This is a genomic window from Arsukibacterium perlucidum DSM 18276 (assembly GCF_000382165.1).
Classification (GTDB): Bacteria; Pseudomonadota; Gammaproteobacteria; order Enterobacterales; family Alteromonadaceae; genus Alishewanella; species Alishewanella perlucidum.
In genome coordinates this window covers 1-19,760 of sequence record NZ_KB907727.1, presented here as the reverse complement: position 1 = coordinate 19,760, position 19,760 = coordinate 1, and the positions used below count along the sequence as shown (strand labels likewise).

18 protein-coding genes and 1 rRNA gene are annotated in these 19,760 nt (G+C 49.8%); 1 reads left to right on the top strand and 18 read right to left on the bottom strand.

The features are described from left to right. Positions 1-203 precede the first annotated feature (203 nt). The 16 genes from H141_RS20490 to H141_RS21010 form a co-directional block, all read right to left on the bottom strand. Positions 204-4,184: a DUF6701 domain-containing protein gene (locus H141_RS20490; protein ID WP_019677306.1), complete on the bottom strand. Its 3,981-nt coding sequence runs from the start codon at positions 4,182-4,184 to the stop codon at positions 204-206. Then, on the bottom strand, positions 4,181-4,597 hold the full coding sequence (locus H141_RS0116040; protein ID WP_019677305.1) for a PilX N-terminal domain-containing pilus assembly protein: 417 nt from the start codon (positions 4,595-4,597) through the stop codon (positions 4,181-4,183). Before H141_RS0116040 ends, H141_RS20490 begins: the two co-directional genes overlap by 4 nt. After that, positions 4,587-5,423, bottom strand: coding sequence for a PilW family protein (locus H141_RS0116035; RefSeq protein WP_019677304.1), 837 nt, complete (start codon positions 5,421-5,423; stop codon positions 4,587-4,589). The genes H141_RS0116040 and H141_RS0116035 overlap by 11 nt, the downstream gene beginning before the upstream one ends. After that, positions 5,423-6,004, bottom strand: a complete 582-nt coding sequence (locus H141_RS0116030) for a type IV pilus modification PilV family protein (RefSeq protein ID WP_019677303.1) — start codon at positions 6,002-6,004, stop codon at positions 5,423-5,425. Before H141_RS0116030 ends, H141_RS0116035 begins: the two co-directional genes overlap by 1 nt. Beyond that, positions 5,998-6,471 (bottom strand): type II secretion system protein, encoded by a 474-nt coding sequence (locus tag H141_RS22030; RefSeq protein ID WP_019677302.1) that lies wholly within the window; start codon positions 6,469-6,471, stop codon positions 5,998-6,000. Before H141_RS22030 ends, H141_RS0116030 begins: the two co-directional genes overlap by 7 nt. Positions 6,472-6,486: 15 nt before the next feature. Next, positions 6,487-6,984: a prepilin-type N-terminal cleavage/methylation domain-containing protein gene (locus H141_RS22025; RefSeq protein WP_019677301.1), complete on the bottom strand. Its 498-nt coding sequence runs from the start codon at positions 6,982-6,984 to the stop codon at positions 6,487-6,489. Between the two features lie 19 nt (positions 6,985-7,003). Further along, positions 7,004-7,567, bottom strand: a complete 564-nt coding sequence (locus H141_RS22020; RefSeq protein WP_019677300.1) for a prepilin-type N-terminal cleavage/methylation domain-containing protein — start codon at positions 7,565-7,567, stop codon at positions 7,004-7,006. 74 nt (positions 7,568-7,641) lie between these two features. Further along, positions 7,642-8,859 (bottom strand): type II secretion system F family protein, encoded by a 1,218-nt coding sequence (locus H141_RS0116010; RefSeq protein WP_019677299.1) that lies wholly within the window; start codon positions 8,857-8,859, stop codon positions 7,642-7,644. Positions 8,860-8,862: 3 nt separating this feature from the next. Beyond that, on the bottom strand, positions 8,863-10,620 hold the full coding sequence (locus H141_RS0116005) for a GspE/PulE family protein (protein WP_019677298.1): 1,758 nt from the start codon (positions 10,618-10,620) through the stop codon (positions 8,863-8,865). A gap of 1 nt (position 10,621) precedes the next feature. Then, a complete protein-coding gene (locus tag H141_RS0116000) occupies positions 10,622-11,707 on the bottom strand; it encodes a tetratricopeptide repeat protein (protein WP_019677297.1) in 1,086 nt (361 codons plus the stop codon). Next, on the bottom strand, positions 11,704-12,591 hold the full coding sequence (locus H141_RS0115995; RefSeq protein ID WP_019677296.1) for an ExeA family protein: 888 nt from the start codon (positions 12,589-12,591) through the stop codon (positions 11,704-11,706). Before H141_RS0115995 ends, H141_RS0116000 begins: the two co-directional genes overlap by 4 nt. A 4-nt stretch (positions 12,592-12,595) precedes the next feature. Continuing rightward, the gene (gene mshL, locus H141_RS0115990) at positions 12,596-14,254 is read right to left on the bottom strand and encodes a pilus (MSHA type) biogenesis protein MshL (protein ID WP_019677295.1); all 1,659 of its coding nucleotides are present in this window, start codon (positions 14,252-14,254) and stop codon (positions 12,596-12,598) included. Then, positions 14,244-14,570, bottom strand: coding sequence for a hypothetical protein (locus H141_RS20485; RefSeq protein ID WP_019677294.1), 327 nt, complete (start codon positions 14,568-14,570; stop codon positions 14,244-14,246). The genes mshL and H141_RS20485 overlap by 11 nt, the downstream gene beginning before the upstream one ends. Further along, entirely contained in the window at positions 14,548-15,198 is a 651-nt protein-coding gene (locus H141_RS0115980) for a hypothetical protein (RefSeq protein ID WP_019677293.1), read from the bottom strand. The genes H141_RS20485 and H141_RS0115980 overlap by 23 nt, the downstream gene beginning before the upstream one ends. Before the next feature lie 2 nt (positions 15,199-15,200). Beyond that, a complete protein-coding gene (locus H141_RS0115975) occupies positions 15,201-15,791 on the bottom strand; it encodes a PilN domain-containing protein (protein WP_019677292.1) in 591 nt (196 codons plus the stop codon). Then, positions 15,788-16,711 carry a hypothetical protein gene (locus H141_RS21010; protein ID WP_019677291.1) on the bottom strand — a complete coding sequence of 308 codons (924 nt, stop codon included), beginning with the start codon at positions 16,709-16,711 and terminating at the stop codon, positions 15,788-15,790. The genes H141_RS0115975 and H141_RS21010 overlap by 4 nt, the downstream gene beginning before the upstream one ends. Before the next feature lie 72 nt (positions 16,712-16,783). Here H141_RS21010 and H141_RS0115965 point away from each other — a divergent pair, with 72 nt between their 5' ends. Further along, the gene (locus H141_RS0115965; RefSeq protein ID WP_019677290.1) at positions 16,784-17,767 is read left to right on the top strand and encodes a 1-aminocyclopropane-1-carboxylate deaminase/D-cysteine desulfhydrase; all 984 of its coding nucleotides are present in this window, start codon (positions 16,784-16,786) and stop codon (positions 17,765-17,767) included. Here the strand turns inward: H141_RS0115965 and H141_RS0115960 are convergent. Both H141_RS0115960 and rrf read right to left on the bottom strand, forming a co-directional pair. Beyond that, the gene (locus tag H141_RS0115960; protein ID WP_019677289.1) at positions 17,721-19,358 is read right to left on the bottom strand and encodes an EAL domain-containing protein; all 1,638 of its coding nucleotides are present in this window, start codon (positions 19,356-19,358) and stop codon (positions 17,721-17,723) included. The genes H141_RS0115965 and H141_RS0115960 overlap by 47 nt on opposite strands. Positions 19,359-19,490: 132 nt before the next feature. Beyond that, a 5S ribosomal RNA gene (rrf, locus tag H141_RS0115955) occupies positions 19,491-19,605 on the bottom strand. Between the last annotated feature and the right edge of the window lie 155 nt (positions 19,606-19,760).

Genomic DNA, 19,760 nt, shown 5'->3' with positions numbered 1-19,760 from the left:
ACAAGTACTCCGCCAGCAGAGGCACCATTGGCGGGCACACTGCAGCATTAACGCCGGAGTTAAAATCAGTTACTCAGGCTATTCTAAGTAAGTCTATGCCAAGAAAATAGCCTTTTATGACAATTTTCAGAAATTAATCAGTGTTATCGCGCTATCTGTCGGCGAAGCCAGTGCTTACTCTGCTAAGCATTGGGTTTTAACAGCTAAAAGCGCTCGCGCCAGTATATTTGCCGTGGGTTACCGCGATAACGGCCAAACATAAACTCAGCAACCGGCGAGTTATTGTAGCTACCGTCATCATTCCAGTCATATTGCAGCCAAACCGGTACCTGATAGGTGGCACCGACAGTGCCTGTTTCATCAGGGGCCAGCAACAATAAGCCGTCTGGCGGCGTTTTGCCAGCGCTCAGTGCAGCCGTGTTGGCGACGGCGCTGGTCAGGCTGTTGCTTAAATTAAGACTGGCAGCACTGATCACACTGCAGTTATCCGCACTGTTGCTGAGAAAACGGCTGCCATCCCAGTACTCTGCGGTTAAATTAACCGGCATGTCGTCAAATTCAGGGCCAAAACCATTAGCCATTTGCATCCGGCCATAGCGGATATCGGTCAGCAGCAGGGCCGCAGCATTACAACTGCTGTCGGCTGCACAAGCGATATTGCTGACATTAGTATCAGGATTGGCAACCAGGCTGCCGTCTGCATCAATAACATTTAACGCCACGGTCAGCTCTGAAAAGGGACCATCTGCCGCACCGCTGGCCTGGCGGTTAAGCTGCAGCTCAGTAGTGCTGAATGATTGCTGGCCCAGCGCCCAGCCACCAAAACCACTACTGGTTAACCTGCCAGTTAGCTCAATGCCGTCATCAGCGTTTTCCGCCTGCAACAATAAGGTACTGTTAGCAAAAGCATCGAAATAATTGCGGGTGCGCTGGCCCAGAGTATTGCGCGCCGTTAAGGTAAAGCCGAGCGAAAAAGGCTGCTGCATATAGCTGAAACTGCCACAGGCCGCGCTGCTACTGATATCGCTAACGGCAAAGTCGGCCGGGATAAAGCGACCAGTGGGTTGACCACTGGCCGCCGAAATTGGGTCAGCCATGGTTAAATAACTTACAGCTGCCGTATTGAACCTGAAAATGCCAACTTCTGACACGCTTTGCTCGATTGTGGTAATGCCACTGACTGCCCGTTGATGCGCATAACTAAGCAAACCAAGGGTTCCGGGCTCGCCGGCTGGCGCTACCAGACTATGACTCAGGCCGACTGCAGCCTGCTGAAAATTCGGGGTGACCGGGTTAGCACAGAGATCTGTACTGCCGTCCTGCCAGGCACGGGCACTGATTGTTAGCGGGAACGACTCTGCGGCACGTTTAAATACCGGGCAACTGGCATCAGCTGCCAGACAATGGCCGGCGGTTTCGATACAAAGGCCTGCCGGGCGACGAATAAACTGATCACTGCCATTTAGAACAAGCCCGTTATCATCATTGGCAGCACTGCCACTGTAGCGGGCATTTAGCTGGACCTGGCCGGCATCGGCATAATTAACGTTGATAACCGCTTCGCCATTTGCATCAAAATTAAGCACCAAAGGGGTCAAACTACCCTCGGTTAGACCAATATCACTACCATTGACCTGCAGAGGTAATGATGCCGGGCGGGCTGCCGGCCCGGGGTTAATATAACTGCTCCAGAAACCGACATTACGGCTGACATCAGCAAACGAAGGTACACATTGCTGACTGTTGTCACTTTGGCGCACTGCACTGACAATAATGTTGTTAGCGGGCTGGTTAGCAACACCATCAGGCACATTAAACACCAAACCGGCACTGGCAAAACTGATATTACAGGCTGCAGTAGTTAAGGGGCCAGCACCAGCACGACATAAGGTTTGGCTAAGCGGCCGGCTGTTCGGCACAGAACCACTTACCCCAACCAGGGTGTTACCAGCAGTATTACGTCTTAAATCGACCGTAGTAGTACCACCTGCAAAATTGATAACATTACCCCCCACCCAACCACCGCTGGTAATGGTGGCAGGGCTTAAGGTGGCCGTTACCGGGTCGGTGATAAGCTGGCTGCAATCGGCATTGGCACAAGCACGAACAGTAATGGTTTCAGGCTTGCACGTTAACGCCTGGCCGCTGTGATCAAATTCAAAATGATCAATTTGCTGGCCAACCGGTGACGACCGCAGGGCGCAGATATTAATGTTATCGAGTTCATGAATATTAGTTGAACCGCCGGTTGAGCCCGTTAACGACAAAAAGAAATTCTCTGGTGCCGGCGCCTGTCCGGGCTGGCTGCGAGCGTCGAATGGCGGGATCAGGGTAATAAACCCTGTGCCATGGTCGCGTTCAACCGATACAATAGTGGTACCTGGGGCTCTGGAGTCAACCGTAAAGCGATAACGGTGCGGAGAGTTCTCGTTACCATCAACGGCCGGTGACAAACAGTTTCCACCAGTGTTAGTCGTTCCATTGTTGCAGGTTCCCCGCAGGTAACGATAACCGGTAGTACCCTCACCGGAACCCCGCACCACAACACTTTGCCGGCGCCGCCCGATGCTGGCAGCACCACCTTCATTTGAAAAATTACCAAACTCGTCCAGACCAAATCCCAGCCAGCCACCAACAAAGCCAGGTATGCCGGGTTTAAAACCGTAACCAAGTGGACCACCAAAACTACCCGGTTGTGGCGTTACCGTGGCATCTGACAGCACCACCGCCAGGCCATCGGCCCCGCTGCCACCATAAGCCCAGTAATCAAACTCAATCACCACCAGATTATCGGCTGCTGGATACAGTCGCTGAAATGTAGCAGATGTTGCCTGGTTGGTAACCGCCTGGGTCATTCGCAGCCGGCCGCCAACAATACTTGGGGTAAAGGTTCCCCGGCTGCTGGCTGTTACCCAATCGGTTAAATCATCGGCAAAATCGTCGGCCAGGCACTGCAACGGTTCAGCCGGACACAGCCGAACCGTGCCGTCTGCGTCACGTTGCTCAGTTTGCTGCTGGTATAACCGCTGCACCTGGCTGGCATTTAGGACCCGATCGTACACCTGCACCTCATCCAGAGCGGCGGTTAAAAAACTAACGCCAACACCATTGGTATGAAGCACCCGGCCCAGATCATTAAAAGGTGTAGTCACTACACCCTGTTGCGATGCAAGGGTGCCGCTGTTATCGAGCACACCGTCAATAAAAATCTGAAACGCACCACTGCTGGCATTGCGGGTTAGCACCACATGGCGGTACTGGCCATTATTGACCGCTACCGTCGACTTGGTCGCAGCAAAGTCATTACCCTTGGTCAGACCAATCCGACCACTGGCATCCAACCAGCCCCAGAAAATATCGTTGGTACCGCCGGTTTGTTCAACACCGGCCACCGCAGGCGCCTGCCAACCGGTATTATTACCGCTGGCAGTGGTGTTTATCCAGAAACTAAGTGAGGCGGTGCCACCCAGCACCGATAAATCATTCAAACTGATATAACCGGCACCAGTAAAATCACTTGCCCGGCAAATCTGACCTTCCGCTATGGTTTCAGTATTGATCGCCCGGCCACGATTGCTGCCTATACTATCGGCTACTTCATCCGGGCTACCGTCCCAGTTGAATTGATCAAAGCGGTATTCCGCTAACGGCAACACCAGAGGTGTATCGCACAATACACCACCTTGTAGCTCGCTTAACGCAGTAGGCTGGTAAGTTACAGTCCCTGCGTTCGCCACAGCCCCTTTAGCGGTTACTGCACCGTTAACAGTGCTGTTATTACCAATACTGATGGCGCCGCCGGCCAGAATAAAGCCATTTATCTGAACATTGTTTTGAATAGAAAGACTACCTGAAACTACCAAAATAAAGTTTTCGGGCGGGCCTCCGGCATTAAGCTCAACACCATTCCTGAGCTCCAGGTTGCCATTAATAAACAGTCGGGTGGTGGCACCAACAGTGCTGCGCACGGTGTTATTAGCGACAAACCAGTCGGCGTTTTCAGCATAGTAATAGTCAATGGCCTGCAATGGCTCTGGAAAACTCTGATTTGGAGTGGTGGGATAGTTAATTAAATCTGGCTGCGGGCTGTTACTGCGAATAGCCTGAGTCCAGATGTCCTCACAATTAATCGCCAGCGCATCAATGCTGAACATAACTAACAAACTGGCCAGTAACCATCTCATTGCCGAACCTCCAGTTCAATACTGCGACTGGTAATAAATTCATTGGCATTACAACTGGCGGTGCTTTGCAGCAAGTACAACTGGCTAAGTTGCGGGCTGGTGATGGCCTGAGCGGTGCATTGCACCTGCGCCTCACACCCGGCTAAGCCAGCCGTGCCAAAATTAAACGTCCAGTTACTGCAGTTGCTGGCGCCGCTGCGTGGAAATAATTCGGTTAACGCTAATTCCATACCGCTTTGGGCGGCAAATAAGGCACGGGTGCCCTGCACTTCGTATACCACACTGTCGCTGCTGCTCAATAAAATACGGGACAACGCCAACACGATGGCCAGCATTACCACGATAATAAACACGGCAACGACCAGCGCACTGCCATGCTGCTTATTTTGAGATAATGCCAGCTTAAGGGACATTGGGAATGTGCACCTCATAGTTGAAAAACATGTCGCTGGCCGGGCTTTGGCCAAACTGCAGCAGCAAATTTACCACACTGTTGCGGGTGAGTACCGCGTCGTTTACAGCAAAACGAACCTGCTGCACATCGCTGGCCATTAAGTCAGCACTACCTGCAGGAGGTAAGGGCTGCGCCGCACTGTAGCTGTAATTGCTGTAGCGGCGAATACTGCCATCCACTCCATTAAAACAATAACTTACCGGGCTTGCTGCCAGTAAATAAAACCGTTGTTCGGGCGAGTCCAGCGGAAAACTATGGCTACTGGCCAGCTGCACAGTGCGGGTTGCACTGTTGCCGTCGCCATCATCCTGTTCAGTACCAGCCAGCAGGATGGTACTGCCGCTATTACCATAAATATCAGCAAGTTCGCGTGGATAAATAGTAAAGGGTGAGCCCAGATAAGTGCCCTGCCAGCTTAACATCGCCAATCGCAATTCATTGCCCGCGTCCGGCGCCACCGGTGCCTGCAAATAAACACCACTGGCCAGAATCGGAGCGAACTCAATACAGCGCAGTAAAGCTGCATTGTTAGTGCGAATACTGTTCGGGGCGGCGTTACGTAACTCCCGCTGCAACCGCTCGGCAACAAAGCGGCTCTGGTTCAGTACCTGCTCGCGTTCAGTGGCGTCGCTGTACATCGTTGCCCCCAGGCCAATATAACTGCTTAATCCCAATGCCAGCACCGATAACAGCACGATAACAATGGTGAGCTCTATCAGGGTAAAACCATGCTGTTTTTTTAAGTACAGCGGTTGCAGCGCTCTGACCTGGATTGTCGGCCTCATCACCAGTTCCCCTTATAGCTGCTGAACTGTAACTCGTTGCCTGTTGGGGTGCGGACGGTGACGGTAATCACTTTTACCTGATCAGACGCCAGGCTGATGCCGCCAACCTCGCCAGCAGCGGCATAACTGACACTTACTGTCAGCTGATAGCTACGGTATACGTCGGCTAAATCTTCCGCCAGAATATTGGTTAACAAGGACCCGTTAACGGTAAAGTTATCAAAATCGTCGACATCGTTAAAACGCAGCCGGTTGTCTGCAGCGCTTTCCCCCGGGTCGGCCGGCCAGCTGCCATCGGCGTTCTGCACTGTACAAGCCGGGGCGCTACTTTCCCCGCAGCGTAACATACTGCCGCTGCGAGGGCTCTGCTGGTCAAACGAACGGGACATAATATCATTTAGCATACTCTGGCCCAGTTCAGTGGCCCGTACCTGATGCCAGGGATCAGTGCTTTTAATATACAGAGGCCCCAGCACCGCAGTAACCAGACTGAGTGCTATTGCCAGCACAACTATGCCGGCAATCAGCTCAATCAGGCTAAATCCTTGCTGGCTTCGGGCTGACATAGCTGGGGCTAACATAAGTGAATATACCCTTCGTACTCAATACAAATAGCCAGGGTAACGCTGCCCTGCACATTCAGACGGCAGTTTGCGTTGCAACGCCGCACTCCGGTTTGAGTAACAGGCTGGCCCAGATTGTTAAAATACAAATCAAGATTAAAAGCCACTGGCTGCAGACGAATTGTGCTGCGATCCCTCTCGCTGATACAAAGCCGGGTAGCGGTATTGTCACAACCGGGACTGCTTGCCGGGTTTATGCTGAAGTTATCAACCTGAAAACCCACCGGGCCACAATCAGTGCATTGCATCGCCTGCATTTGCTGGCGCTGAATAAGGGCTAAGGCCTGGTCGCGGTATAAGTACTCGTTAGTACCACTACCAGAAAAAAAGCGTGGTAGCAGGGACACTGCTAACACGCTTATTATTACCAGTACCACAATAAGCTCTATTAAGGTAAAGCCAGAGTGACGCTGAGGACTGTTCATTACAACTTACTGCGATTAGCAGCCAGCGCCGTAAACGGTAATAACCGGCTTAACAGCAGGCCCGGTGGATTGTACATAAACCGTATGGCAAGCTGTTTCTGCTGTAGTGCCAAGAGTAGATCCTGCAGCTGAAACAACTACGCTGGTCGTACCTACAGCACCAAACCCAGGCGTATCATCAGCCGTGCTAACCACAATATCCCATTCCGCCGCTGCTAGTTCAGCCGTTGCCCGAATTGCTATAGCGGTCGCGACTGGATAGCCATAGGCAATACTAATAGCGGGGTCAGTAAGTGTTTCGGTTTCAGCATTCTGTTTGCCAGCAATAATAGCTTTACCATAAACCAAAGAACTTGCTGACTCCAACGCTCCTTTTACACCGGTTAATGTAGAGCGTTTAGCATCCGCACCAAAATCTAAAAACTTTGGCGCAGCAGTTACTGCAAGGATGCCCAAAATGACGATAACAATGATTAGTTCAATTAGTGTAAAACCTGCTTGATTACGTTTCATTTTTTACTACCTTTAAAAATTATGGTTTATTGCGGAATACTGCTACTACGCCAGTGGCAGGATTATAGGTAAAGCCATTACTTGTTGCATTATCAGTTGGGGCCGAGGTCAGGCCTACAGTCTGGTGATACACGCAATTTGGTGTTGCAAACCGAACAAATAGGTTATTACTGGTATTAAAAGCGGTTGCTGCAGTCGGCGCATTTTGGAGTATCAGTTGCAGTGTTTCCAGGCAGTTATCTGCATCAACGGCCGTTGCTCTGGTATCAGTAGAGCGGGCGCCTGTAGGGTAACCGCGGACTACACCGTCACCATTAACACCCACTTCAACGCCATCGACATTAACAAAAGTACCGTTATCGGCAGGCACCGCATTGTTGCCAATAGGCCGCCCTGCTACTTCCCATTGCGCCCGTACCAAGCCCACAGCAGAAGCAAAACCACCGGCAATTCCCTCTACCGCAGCATCTTCTGCTTGCTCGGTAACACTTAAAAACCGCGGTAAAGCGGTAGCAGCCAACAGGCCAAGAATAATAATTACTATCACTAATTCAATTAAGGTAAAGCCACGTTGTTGTTTCATATTGGTTTCTCCCAGGCACTTGTAATATTGAGTATATCGTTATTTATTGTTAGTAGCTTAATTTGTGTCAACAATTAACCGCCTTTATAAGCGTTTAGCATATCCCACATTGGTGTGAAAATCCCCAACGCCAGCAATAGCACCATCGCTGCGACGATAACAATTAACACTGGCTCTATTTTCGCGGTCAGGCTTTTTAAGTCGAACGCCACTTCACGCTCATAAAAACCGGCCACTTCAGTCAGCATTTCATCCATCTGACCGGTTTCCTCGCCCACCGATACCATCTGTAACACCAGATCAGTAAACATCTCACTTTGCTGCGATACCCGCAGCAGGCTTTCGCCCCGTTCAATACTGCGCCGCATTTCGCGGATCTTATCACCAAGATAGTCGTTATCGACCGCTTCGGCAACCAGGTTAAGCGCGGTGGTAATAGGAACCCCGGCTTTTAGCATCATCGAGAAGCTGCGGGCAAAGCGGCCCAGAGTCGCCCGGTTAATAATACTGCCAATAATAGGCACTTTAAGTTTCCAGCGACCCCAGCGCAACCTGCCGGCAGGGGTTTGTAAGTAAAAGCTGATAGCAATCACCGTTGCCAGCAGCAACACCAGCAACAACGGCCAGAAGTTGATAAAGAACGATGAACTTGCCAACAACACCTGAGTAGACCAGGGTAGCTCGGCATTAAAACGGGCAAACATATTGGCAAATTGCGGAATAACAAAAATATTCAGCACTATCATCGCCACCACCAGGGCAATTAACACAAAAATGGGATAACGGGTGGCTTGCTTTATTTGCTTGCGGGTTTCCAGTTCCTGTTCAAAATAAAAAGTAAGCTGCAAAAATGCATCATCCAGCCGGCCGGTATTTTCTCCAACATGCACCAGGCTGACAATTAAACGGCTGAATACTGTAGGGTGGTTAGCCATTGCCACAGATAAACTGCGGCCATTTTCCAGTTCGCTCGCCAGGTCACTCATTACCTGGCGTAAGCGTGGCGAGCCGGTGCTTTCAGCCAGGCTTTTAATCGCCCTGATAATAGGGATGCCGGCTTTCATCAGGGAATACATCTGGCGGGAAAAAATAATCAGCTCAGTCAGGCTGACTTTCGCCTGCCACAACGCGAACTTTACCGTGGTATCGGCAGCGGCCACGGCCTCAATACTAAGCGGAATATAGCGCCGCTGCTTCAGGATATCGGCCGCCGCGGCCTGGCTCCCTGCTTCCAGCTGACCGGATACCGCATTACCGCTGGCGTCACGCGCTTTGTACTGAAAGCTGGCCATTATTTAGTTTTCCTCTGCCGCTTCAGACGGGGTATCGTCAAAATCAGGTGTCAGCGGTTCGGTTTCCAGATATTCTGATACCCTGATCACTTCTTCCAGAGTCGTCACCCCCTGCTGCGCATAATCAAGCGCCATATTACCCAGGCTGATAAAGTCGGCACTGTGATATGCCAGGTTACTAAAACCTTCAATATCAGAGCGGCGTAGCGCATCTGCCAATGGTTTGTTGATCACCAGCAGTTCAAACACACCCAGCCGCCCTTTATAACCGGTATGGTGACAAGACTGACACCCCGCACCCTGCCAGTAGCGCGCCTGTTCATTAGCTTTATGATGGCGTAGCCAGGTCAGCTCCAGCTCGTCGGGTTGATGGGGCTTTTTACAATAATCACAAAGCCGGCGTACCAGGCGCTGGGCAATAATCGCCCGCAGGGCACTGGCTACCAGATAAGGTGCAGCGCCCATATCAATTAAGCGCAGGGTACTTGATACCGCATCGTTGGTGTGCAGGGTAGACAACACTAAGTGGCCGGTTAAGGCGCCGCGCAGGCCCATTTCCGCAGTTTCCTGATCGCGCATCTCCCCCACCATAATAATATCCGGGTCCTGGCGCAGGGTGGTACGCAGCACATTACTGAAGGTCAGGCCAATTTTGTGGTTAACCTGCACCTGATTAATTCGTGGTAAGCGATATTCGACCGGATCTTCCACCGTGATTATTTTGCTGCCCGCCTGATTAAGCTCGCTAAGTAAGCCATACAGGGTGGTGGTTTTACCTGAGCCGGTTGGCCCAGTGACTAATATCATGCCATGCGGACTTTGCACAATGCGGCGCAGCCTTGCCAGCATGGGCCCGGGAATTCCGGTATCTTCCATTTTCAAGAGCCCGGCTGATTGATCCAGCAGTCGCATTACCACTGACTCGCCATACTGCACCGGCATAGTCGACATCCGGATATCAATTTTATGTTGCTTCACATTAATCTGGAAACGACCATCCTGTGGCAGCCGTTTTTCAGATATATCCAGGCTGGCCATCAGTTTTAAGCGCAACACCAGCGCCGCCGCAATACTGACTTCATTTAAGGTGCTTTCCTGCAAAATACCATCTACCCGCTGGCGGATGCGCAGCACTTTCTCATCGGGCTCAATATGAATATCTGATGCCTTTACCTGCACCGCATCTTCAAAAATGGAGCGCAATAGTTTAGCAATGGTATTGTCGGTTTCTTCCCCGTTTTCATCAGCCAGCAGCACATCTTCGGTATCACCGCTGTGCTCCTGTTTTAACTGAGTAGCAAAGGTTTCAATATCTTTGGTGCGCCGGTATAACGAGTCAAACGCTTCCAGCAGCTGGCTTTCCCGCACCACCGCAATGTTAATTTCACGCGGTGCCAGTAAAGGCGCTATCTGATCCAGCACTGCTAAGTCGGCGGGGTCGTTCATACCCAGCAAGACTGCGTCACCCATGTCTTCAATAACCAGCGCCCGGAAGCGACGAGCATGCACTTCAGCCAAAAGCTGTGCGGCTTTCGGGTCGATTTTCCGCTGGGCAATGTCCAGAAAAGGCACCTGCAATTGCTGTGCTAAAAACTGCAACAATTGCTGCTCTGACAGAAACTGCATTTCAATCAGGGTGGCACCGAGCTTGCGGCCGCTGCTTTTCTGACGTGCCAGCGCCTGCTCCAGCTGAGATTCAGTGATAATGTGTTCGTGCACCAGCAAATCGCCCAGGCGCATTTTAAGCTTTGGTTTTTGCATACTAGGGTTCTGTTGCCTTAAGCCGTTGCTGGATAAAGTTATGGCTGCTTACCGACAGTGCCTGTCGGTGCAGCCAGGCGTGCTGATAATACTGATGCGCCTGCTGCGGCTGACCAAGCTGCTCACTGGCTAGTGCCGCGCCCAGGCTCCAGCGGCCCTGCTCTGGTTGCAGCTGCTGCAAACGCTGGTACCATTGCAGCGCTTCGTCATGCTGCTGTACTTGCTGTAGTACAGTGGCTTTAAAACCAAAATACTCGGGTTCTGCTGCCAGTTCAAACTGATCTGGCAAAAACTCCAGCGCCTGCTGCCATTGGCCTTGCCGCACGGCCAGTTGTGCCAGCTGCATATTTATTTCAGCACTAAGTACGCCGTTTTGCCGGGCCTGCAACAATACCTGACTGGCACTGACTATTTGCTGCTGCTTAAGCCAAAGTCTTGCCAGATTAAGATAACCAATGGCCTCTGCCGGTTGCCTGGCAACAATTTGCTGCCAGATCACTATAGCGCCACTGGTGTCACCGGCCGCCTCACTGGCATTGGCCCGTAATAGCATATTATGCTGCTCAGCTTCGGCGCTAAGCGGCTGTTTATCGACAATAGCCTGTGAATTTAGCACAGCTGAAACTTCAGGCTCTGCTACCGAAACAATCGCCACTTGCTCAGTTAGGGCGCTCACCGGCTGGGTTGCGAGCTGTTTAATTGCCGCAGGCTCTGCTGTCTCTGCCATTTCAGTAAGCTCAGTATTACTTGTTGGTTCAGCCACCCTGGCAGGCTCAACTGTCAGCGCTGCCATTATAGTGGCAGGCTCAGCACTATCGGTTAGCAAACTTTGCTCAATGTTAACTTTCACCTGTTCTGAAGTGGCCGCAGTCACTTTACCGTTGCTGTCAGCAAACACCGCCTGCGGCTGAGCTCGCTGACTAAACCAAAGCACACTGAGCATAATAAAAACAAGCAGCAGTACCAGCCAGATATAAACTGTTTTACTACCACGGCCAGGCTGGGGCGGGTATTGTCTGTTACTTGCTGTAACCTGGGGTTGCTGCCGTTGTTCCAGATCCTGCAGCATTTTATTAATGACACTCATCGCATCACCCAGGCGAAACAGGCCGCACTAAATACAGCAGCTCCGGTCAGCAACCATAAATAACGGGGAATTGCGCGCCGGGTATCTTCTGTATCCAATGCCGCAAAACGGATGTGCCGGCCAGTTACCCGGCTTTTGCCCTCGCCATAGGCCAACATCAACCCTTTGTGGGCAAGCAAATTAACCAGTCTTGGAATACCGCGGCTATAACGGTTAATCGCCAGCAAGGCAAAACGGTTAAACAATGCAGGTGTAGCTCCGGCTATTTGCAAGCGCTGCCGGACATAATAACGAATTTGCTCAGGGGACATGACCGGCAGTTTATAGGCGAAGGAAATACGTTGCCGTAACTGCCTGAATTGCTGACTGGCGAGGCGCTGATCCAGCTCTGGCTGACCAAACAATACTACCTGAAGCAGTTTACGACGCTCAGTTTCCAGGTTAGTAAGCAAGCGCAGTGATTCAAGTGTATCGTCTGGTAACGCCTGCGCTTCATCAATCACCAGAATAATTTTTTTACCTTGTTTTGCCAGCAGGATCAGCTGTCGTTGCAGCAACTGCAGTAACTGACTGGCATCAATATTAGCTGAATACTTTAACCCCAGCTCTGCTGCCAGGGCCCAGCGTAACTCTAACGGGCTTACGCTCGGGTCGGGCAGGTAGGCTAATTGCCAGTCAGCTGGCGCTTGTTTTAACAGCAGACGACACAGTAAGGTTTTGCCGGTACCCACTTCCCCGGTCACTTTAATAAAGCCCTCGCCGGCATTTAACGCTGTGTTCAACACCGCCAGGGCGGCCTCATGTTGCGGTAAGCCAACATAAAACCGGGTATCAGGGGTGAGTGAAAACGGCGTTAAGGCCAGATTAAAATGGGCAGCATACATAAGCTTATTGCTCGGGATACCAGTCAGTAATTAATTCTGCAGACTGCTGTACCTGTTGTTGCCAGACACCATTACCTACCACTGTTGGCTTGAGCAGGATCACCAGCTCTTTTTTACGCTCAATCTTATTTTTGCTGGTAAACAACTGGCCCAGCAATGGGATTGAACCGAGCACCGGCGTGCGTGACTCACTGTCACTGGTGACTGTTTGCATCAAGCCGCCAATCACTACAATTTCGCCACTCTGCGCTTTAATAATAGTGTCAGACTCGCGAATGTTGCTCTGCGCCAGCGGCAACACGATTTGTTCATTACTAAAGCGAATGGTTTTACTTTGTTCAGACGTTTCTGTTACTGAAGGGTGTACGTGCAAAATAACGTTACCATGCTGGTCTATTTGCGGTGTTACATCCAACGCAATCCCTGAGAAAAAAGGTTGCAGTGAAATATTGGGAGATGTCGTCGTTGCTCCGGTACCGGCAATGGTAGTGTTACTGGTAACATCGGTTACGAAATACTCATCCTGCCCCACTTTAATAACGGCTTTCTGGTTATTCATCGCGGTAACCCGCGGGCTGGACAATACCTGAGCGTTACCCTGGGTTTCCAGTAAGTTAATTACGCCACTGAAATCAGCATTGCTAAACGAAATAGCGGTTACCCCCCCTAAATTTGTAGTGGTTGGGTTGGTAGGTATAACGCCGGAGGTGGTAAAGTTAAAGCTGGTAGAGCCTATGGTTGCCAGCGCATTTTGCCAGTTAATACCTTGCTGGTATTCGTCGCTTAATGTTACTTCAATAATTTTGGCTTCCAGCACAACCTGACGCTGCAGTTGCTGCTCTGACTGCCCTAAAAAGGTTTTAACAGCAGCAATTTCATCCGGCATGCCGCGGACCGTAACCAAGCCTGCCTGCGGGCTGACCACAACCATCCGTTGTGGTCCCTCACCTAACACGCCTTCAACTGCCTCCTTTAAATCACTCCAGAAATCTGTACGGCTTTCACTTTGAATAGAACTGCCATTAAATTGCTGTTGGCTATTTTGGTTCTGGCCATTGTTGTTACCTAAAGGACTATTCTGCTGGTTATTGTTGGCCAAGCCCTGATTGCTGCGATTATTGTTGCTCTGGTTTGCGCTGTCCTGCGACACCCCACCGGAGTTAACAGAAATAGACGAAAATCCGTTGCGCTGCAGCATTAAATAATTGACGGCGATAGTTTCAGTCCGCAAACCAGCAGGATAAACCTGGTACACCATGCCCTGGCGCCGGATATCGAAACCATACAGTGACTGGACGATGGCCAGAGTTTCCGCCAGGGTCACCTGTTTCAGTTGCAGGCTTATAGTGCCACTAATGCTGGGATGAACCACCAGGCTGTAGGGTGTGTCATGTACTATCGAATGGAAAAAATCTGTAAGTGCCACGTCCGTTGCAGACACATTAAACCGTGGCTCAGTGCTGGCAATTGCAGCTGGCGGTCTGGCCAGTAAATCCTGGGTTACCGCGGCCGGAACCGCCAGCGCCGGCTTTGCTGTTACCTCTGCTGGTTGCAACGCTTTTTTGGCGGCAGTTGGTCCGGCATTAGGTTCCAGCGCCTGGCAAGCGCTAAGCAACAACACGCTGCTGACAACACACACTTTAAATGGGGTATTATTTATCATAATTTTTTATCGTTTTATTATGTAACTGCAAAATTTGTTGTTCATCCCCCCGGCTCAGCACTACCGCGGTGGCACTGATATCGGTAAGGGTATAACCTTGATATTGATCACCCGGCTGCAGCAGCTGACCGTTTATGGTGGCGGTTTTACCCTTACTGCTGTTGTGGATTATCTGTAGCTTTAACGCGCTGACTGGGTTTGCTGCCACGCTATTACTGCTGTAGCTTTCTGTGTAACCAGAAGCTGGCCGGGTTGGGTCAGCATGGCTGGCAAACGCTATTAACAACACAGCACTAAAGCTGAATAAAGTTTTCATTCTCGCTCACTGTAATAAACTCAATGCTAATATCCGCTGCCGGGTAGTCAGTTACCTGATAATCCAGTTGCTGCCACTGCACTAACCAGGGCAGTTTTTCCAGTTCGCTTAATAGCTGTTGTACATTTCTATAGGCACCGCTGACTATCAAGGTTGTTTTATGTTGATACAATAAAGGTGCCTCGCCCGCCAGCTGCCCGGCAAGGACGACTGGTACAGCTGCTGAAGTTGATAACGACTTCAGCGTTAACTGTTGGCTTTTTGCAAGAATTTCCCGCAGCAGCGCTAACATCTGATCAGCGCCAATAAACAAACTACTCTGGTTATACCGTTGCGCGGTCAACTCTGTTTGTTGCTGGGTAAGGCTGGCAATTTCATCCCGCAAAGGTTGATCGATATCTATTGCCAGCTGCAATTGTAATAGTTCAAGTTGCTGGCGCACCTGCTGCTGTTGTAACCGTAACTTTTGCTGTTGTCCTGTCAACTGCTGTTGCTGCTGCCAGGCCGGTTCGAGCAGATATATTAATAGTAACCAGAAAACCAGTATTATAGAGCCGAAGAAAATAAGCCGTTTTTCCCTGAACTGCAAAGCCTGATAGCGTTGGTTTATTTGTTGCCAGTTAGCCATGCTCAGTCTCTCTGCTCAGCAATAAGATGGAACTGCACCGCCGGCTGCTCTGGCAGTTGAGATAAACGCAGCTCATTAAAGCGCTGACCTTTAAAGTAGTCGAAGTGGCGCAGACTTTCCAACCATCCGGGTACTGCGGCTGGCGCTATTGTCAGACCCTGCAACTCACTGCTCCCAGGCCGCAATTTAAAACGGGTTAACCAGACACTGTTAATATCCGCATCAACTAACTGTTGTAATACTTTGCTATAGGCATAATCAGCACCTACTTGCTGAGCTAATAAATAACGTTGCAGCGCAATTTGCTGCTCAACCCGTCGTTTAAGTTGATCACGTTCAGAAACTAATGTCTTAGATGGCTGGCGTTGTAATAAAGCCTGTTGTAATAACCCAAGCTGCTCTTGCTGCTGATTTAACTGCTGCTCTGCCTGCTTATTTACCTGTATTTGCTGGCGTTGTTGCCACTGTAAGCCTCCCCACACCAGCAAACTAACTGTCAGTACCAGCCCCAACAAACCAAAAAGTGACGATAGTGCCAGGGTTTCCTGTTGTGGTTTTAAGCCAACCTGATACAAATTTATCCGCTGTTTCATGCTGAAGGCTCTCCGATAGAGATGCCAGTGGCCGCAATCACAGGCCAAAACTCATTTACATCGAACGCTGCAGCCCATTGCAACCCCGGTTTCAGCTGCAACGCCTGAACCTGGCTAAATCCTGCCTGATGAAATAGCGGCACTAGATCGGTACGTTCGGAGCCACTACACAGCAAATGAATACTGCGCACAGGCGGCAACTTAAGCTGGCTTTCGATGTAGTCCATAGAGCGTTGAATTTCAAGAAGTAAATTATCAAACACCCCTTGCTGCAATTCTGATTCAGTATATTGATGCAGCATATTAAAACCACGTAAGCGTCTGGAGAACTGCAATTGTCCCTGACGAATAACTTGCAGTAACACATCTTGATCGGGTTGATGCATTAATACCAGAGCAGCATGGTCTGCATAGTCGAGTAACTCGTGTATTAACCACTCTTCAATCAGGATTTGCTGCAAATTCAATTTTTCACGCTGCACAACTGCTACCAACTCCTGCAATTGGCTCTTTACGCTAACGACAACATTAATTTTTGCTGGCTGGCCAGGAGCCGCAGGTAAATCAATGTAATCGAGTACCAGATCATCTAGCGCAATATCGGTAAGATCTTTGATTTGCCATGGTAAAGCAGTTAGTAATTCCTGTTCAGCTATGGCGGGCTTTTCCAGTTGTATAATCTGATACATGCTGGGCGGAATGATCAGGGTAACAGCCATCGCTTTACTGACTTTCGCCAGGACATCCTGCATTGCCAACTGCCAGTTACCCCGATTCACAGCCTGAACTTGCACTGTCGCTTCTTTTCCGTCAGCTGGTCGAAGTAGCAATTGCATTTCATGCTCACGAATATGCAGCACAGCAACACCCGCTACGCTATTGTGGCCAAATCTGAACTGTTGCAAAACACTGGCTAACATCTTAATGCTATTTAACCCTGATATCGGTTTATAATACTGGCAACTTCTATTTCAAATTTGCCATTCCGCTTTATGTTATTACCAATCGCTGACTTTGCAGATCTTTCTGCCAATTGGTACAAGATCCTTGACCCTCTGTTGGCAAAGGCCCGGGTTGAACTTTGGTTATATTGCCCGAAGACTGCTGAGCCAATGATATCCGGCAATAAATGGATGAAATTACAATATCATATAAAGCTGATTCAGCAACAACAATATCGTGGCTTCGTCACTTTTGGTGGCGCCTTCTCTAACCATCTGGCAGCCAGTGCTGCAGCCGCTGAATTGTTTGGTATTCCGGCAACGGCTTATGTCCGTGCTGACAGCATTGACCAGCAAAATCCCACCTTGCAGTTTTGCCTGGCAAAAGGTATGACGCTAATTGCCACAGATCGTCAGACATACCGGCGACGCCAGCAGTCAGATTTTCTGGAGTTGCTGGCCCTTCGCCATCCTGATTGTCTGATCATCCCGGAAGGCGGCAGTTCTGCTTTGGGGGTTCGTGGTATTGCCGGTTTAAACCTTAACGACACTCCCGCAGGACCAGCAGATGTGATAGCTACCGCTACTGCCAGCGGGGGTACGCTTGCCGGCATAATTAGCGCAAGCAAACAACAGAATACCGGTACTGCTCAAACACAGATCTTAGGACTGGCGGTGGTTAACGATGCGTCACTGCCGGCGAAGATAAAAGCGCTGCTTAAAGCTAAAGCAGACCATCAGGCACCCTGGCGCATAATAGCCACTGCACCGGACCAGCGTTACGCAAGGTGTGCCGCTGAACATATCGATTTTTGCTGTAAATTTGCCCTTAGCCACAATATAGCGCTTGAACCGGTCTACACGGGTAGGGCGTTATTTAAACTTTATCAGATGATAGCAGCGGGTGAGTTTGCCCCAGGCAGCCGGATTAGCTTTTTTCATACCGGTGGTTTGCAGGGCCTGGCCGGCTTATATTACCGGCAATTAATTAATCAGCAGCAGTACCAGATACTGTCTGCGGCAACGGTTGGCTAAAGTAAAAACCCTGCCCCCCGGCAACACCCAGTTTTTGCAGTGTTTGCCATTCAGCAGCCAATTCTACGCCGGTACCAATCACCCTTATACCCCGCTCCCCGAAATGAGAAATCAAACCCCGGACAAACAACTGTTGCTCCAGGTGTTGATCAATATTGCGCACGACAGACGGATGCAGTTTGGCAGACTCTATAGCTAAATCATCGGCGTAAGGAGGGATATCGATAGTCAACCCCACCTGATCCACTACCAGCGAGAAACCAAGGTTAATCACCTTATCTAATACAGGCTTCAACTTTGCATAATATCGGATAAGATGATGCTCGGTAATTTCTAAAGCCAGCTGGGTTGGATCGAGCTGGCCGGCAACCACAAGCTGTTCCAACCATTGTTGCCAATCTTTGCTTAACAGAGAGTGTGCATTAATATTAACGCTACACCGAATGGCACTGCGGCTTTCCAGAGAACCCAACTTAGCAGCTCGCAACAATACATGTTGGTCAATTTGTATGGTTAAACCACAACTATGAGCCATAGGCAGAAAAATAGCGGCTTGAATGTTTTCACCCTCTGAAGTTTGCAAGCGCACAAGCACTTCTTGCTGCAGCAACTCCTGATCCTGCCAGGAAAATACCGGTTGAAAACTTAAACTAAATCGATGCTGTGCTAATGCTTTAGTTAATTCTGAACGCCACCATACCGAGCCTTTGGCTGCGGGCTTTTTTTCCGGCTCAAAGCCAAAAGCACTGTTATGACCATATAACTGAGCGGTGCGAAGCGCCATATCGGCTTCAGACAGCAATTGATAGGTCGTCTGGTTGCGCTGATAGGCAACATAACCAATATGGACAAAGTCTGAACTCAGGTAATTGGCGAAACAATTTGCCCGGCCCATTGCAACAACAAGAGAATCAGCCAGGTTAGCCATTTCTTTCTTAGAAATGCCTGACAGTAACAGTACTAAATCGTTTTCTGATAAGCGGGCAAGAATCCTATCCTGATAAGACTCACAGTAGCTGTTAATAATTTCAATACAGGCTTTAAGGCAGGCTAGTTGCTTCAGTGCACTGACACTGTGCCCGGGATGCGACACCTCAATAATAAACAAAGCACCGCTGCCCTCTTCTGAAGCATCACTCAGAAAGTGCTGTAATTTACTTTCAAAAAAAATGCGGTTACCAATCGCCAGCTCATGGTCAATCAGGCCCTGAACCCTTACCAGATGGCGTACTTCATGATCGCGCCGAATATAGTTCAGCAGGCGATCATTAATTTTGTCTAGCCGCATGTCGGGAGTTAAATCAGCACGCTGGGTTAATTCCAGCCGCTCTTCCAGCCGCTTAATCGCGTGATCGACTTGCAATACAGTGGTTGCTAACGAGCGGCGATGCCGCTGTACACCGTAAAATAAGACCACCAGAAAGATAATAATAGTTGTATTGAACAACAAAATTAGCTGCCAATTTGCCAAACTAACTAAAGCAGATACTTGCGCCATGCCGAATAAAATATTGGCAAATATCAGGCTGGAAGCCAGAATAATTAACCAGCTGGAGTAGGTTTTTTGTTTAAATAAGCGGGCAAGAGACACATGCAACTCCTTTTGACTGTCGATACAGTGTTAACTTAATTCGCTGCTTTGTCTAGATAATAGCCAGATTTTATAGTGTGGATAAAGCAAAAAGGCCCACCCGTTAGGGTAGGCCTTTTGCTTGAATTGGGAGCCTGGCGGTGTACTACTCTCGCATGGCGAATGCCACACTACCATCGTCGCAGCTGCGTTTCACTTCTGAGTTCGGAATGGGATCAGGTGGGTCCACAGCGCTATTGCCACCAGGCAAAAAACTGTCGGGAACAGTTTTTAACGCACTTCAGTGCGGCCCGTTAGGGTAAATTCCAGGACAGGAATTTATAAAAACCATTTCCATTATTTAGCAAGCTGATTAAGTTCTCACAACCGTACTTCTAAACGCTTTCTCGCGTTCTAAAACAT

Bases quoted from the DNA above. Each gene is read 5' to 3' on its own strand.
- H141_RS20490 (WP_019677306.1), bottom strand. From the start codon at position 4,184: ATGAGATGGTTACTGGCCAGTTTGTTAGTTATGTTCAGCATTGATGCG.
- H141_RS0116040 (WP_019677305.1), bottom strand. From the start codon at position 4,597: ATGTCCCTTAAGCTGGCATTATCTCAAAATAAGCAGCATGGCAGTGCG.
- H141_RS0116035 (WP_019677304.1), bottom strand. From the start codon at position 5,423: ATGAGGCCGACAATCCAGGTCAGAGCGCTGCAACCGCTGTACTTAAAA.
- H141_RS0116030 (WP_019677303.1), bottom strand. From the start codon at position 6,004: ATGTTAGCCCCAGCTATGTCAGCCCGAAGCCAGCAAGGATTTAGCCTG.
- H141_RS22030 (WP_019677302.1), bottom strand. From the start codon at position 6,471: ATGAACAGTCCTCAGCGTCACTCTGGCTTTACCTTAATAGAGCTTATT.
- H141_RS22025 (WP_019677301.1), bottom strand. From the start codon at position 6,984: ATGAAACGTAATCAAGCAGGTTTTACACTAATTGAACTAATCATTGTT.
- H141_RS22020 (WP_019677300.1), bottom strand. From the start codon at position 7,567: ATGAAACAACAACGTGGCTTTACCTTAATTGAATTAGTGATAGTAATT.
- H141_RS0116010 (WP_019677299.1), bottom strand. From the start codon at position 8,859: ATGGCCAGCTTTCAGTACAAAGCGCGTGACGCCAGCGGTAATGCGGTA.
- H141_RS0116005 (WP_019677298.1), bottom strand. From the start codon at position 10,620: ATGCAAAAACCAAAGCTTAAAATGCGCCTGGGCGATTTGCTGGTGCAC.
- H141_RS0116000 (WP_019677297.1), bottom strand. From the start codon at position 11,707: ATGAGTGTCATTAATAAAATGCTGCAGGATCTGGAACAACGGCAGCAA.
- H141_RS0115995 (WP_019677296.1), bottom strand. From the start codon at position 12,591: ATGTATGCTGCCCATTTTAATCTGGCCTTAACGCCGTTTTCACTCACC.
- mshL (WP_019677295.1), bottom strand. From the start codon at position 14,254: ATGATAAATAATACCCCATTTAAAGTGTGTGTTGTCAGCAGCGTGTTG.
- H141_RS20485 (WP_019677294.1), bottom strand. From the start codon at position 14,570: ATGAAAACTTTATTCAGCTTTAGTGCTGTGTTGTTAATAGCGTTTGCC.
- H141_RS0115980 (WP_019677293.1), bottom strand. From the start codon at position 15,198: ATGGCTAACTGGCAACAAATAAACCAACGCTATCAGGCTTTGCAGTTC.
- H141_RS0115975 (WP_019677292.1), bottom strand. From the start codon at position 15,791: ATGAAACAGCGGATAAATTTGTATCAGGTTGGCTTAAAACCACAACAG.
- H141_RS21010 (WP_019677291.1), bottom strand. From the start codon at position 16,711: ATGTTAGCCAGTGTTTTGCAACAGTTCAGATTTGGCCACAATAGCGTA.
- H141_RS0115965 (WP_019677290.1), top strand. From the start codon at position 16,784: ATGTTATTACCAATCGCTGACTTTGCAGATCTTTCTGCCAATTGGTAC.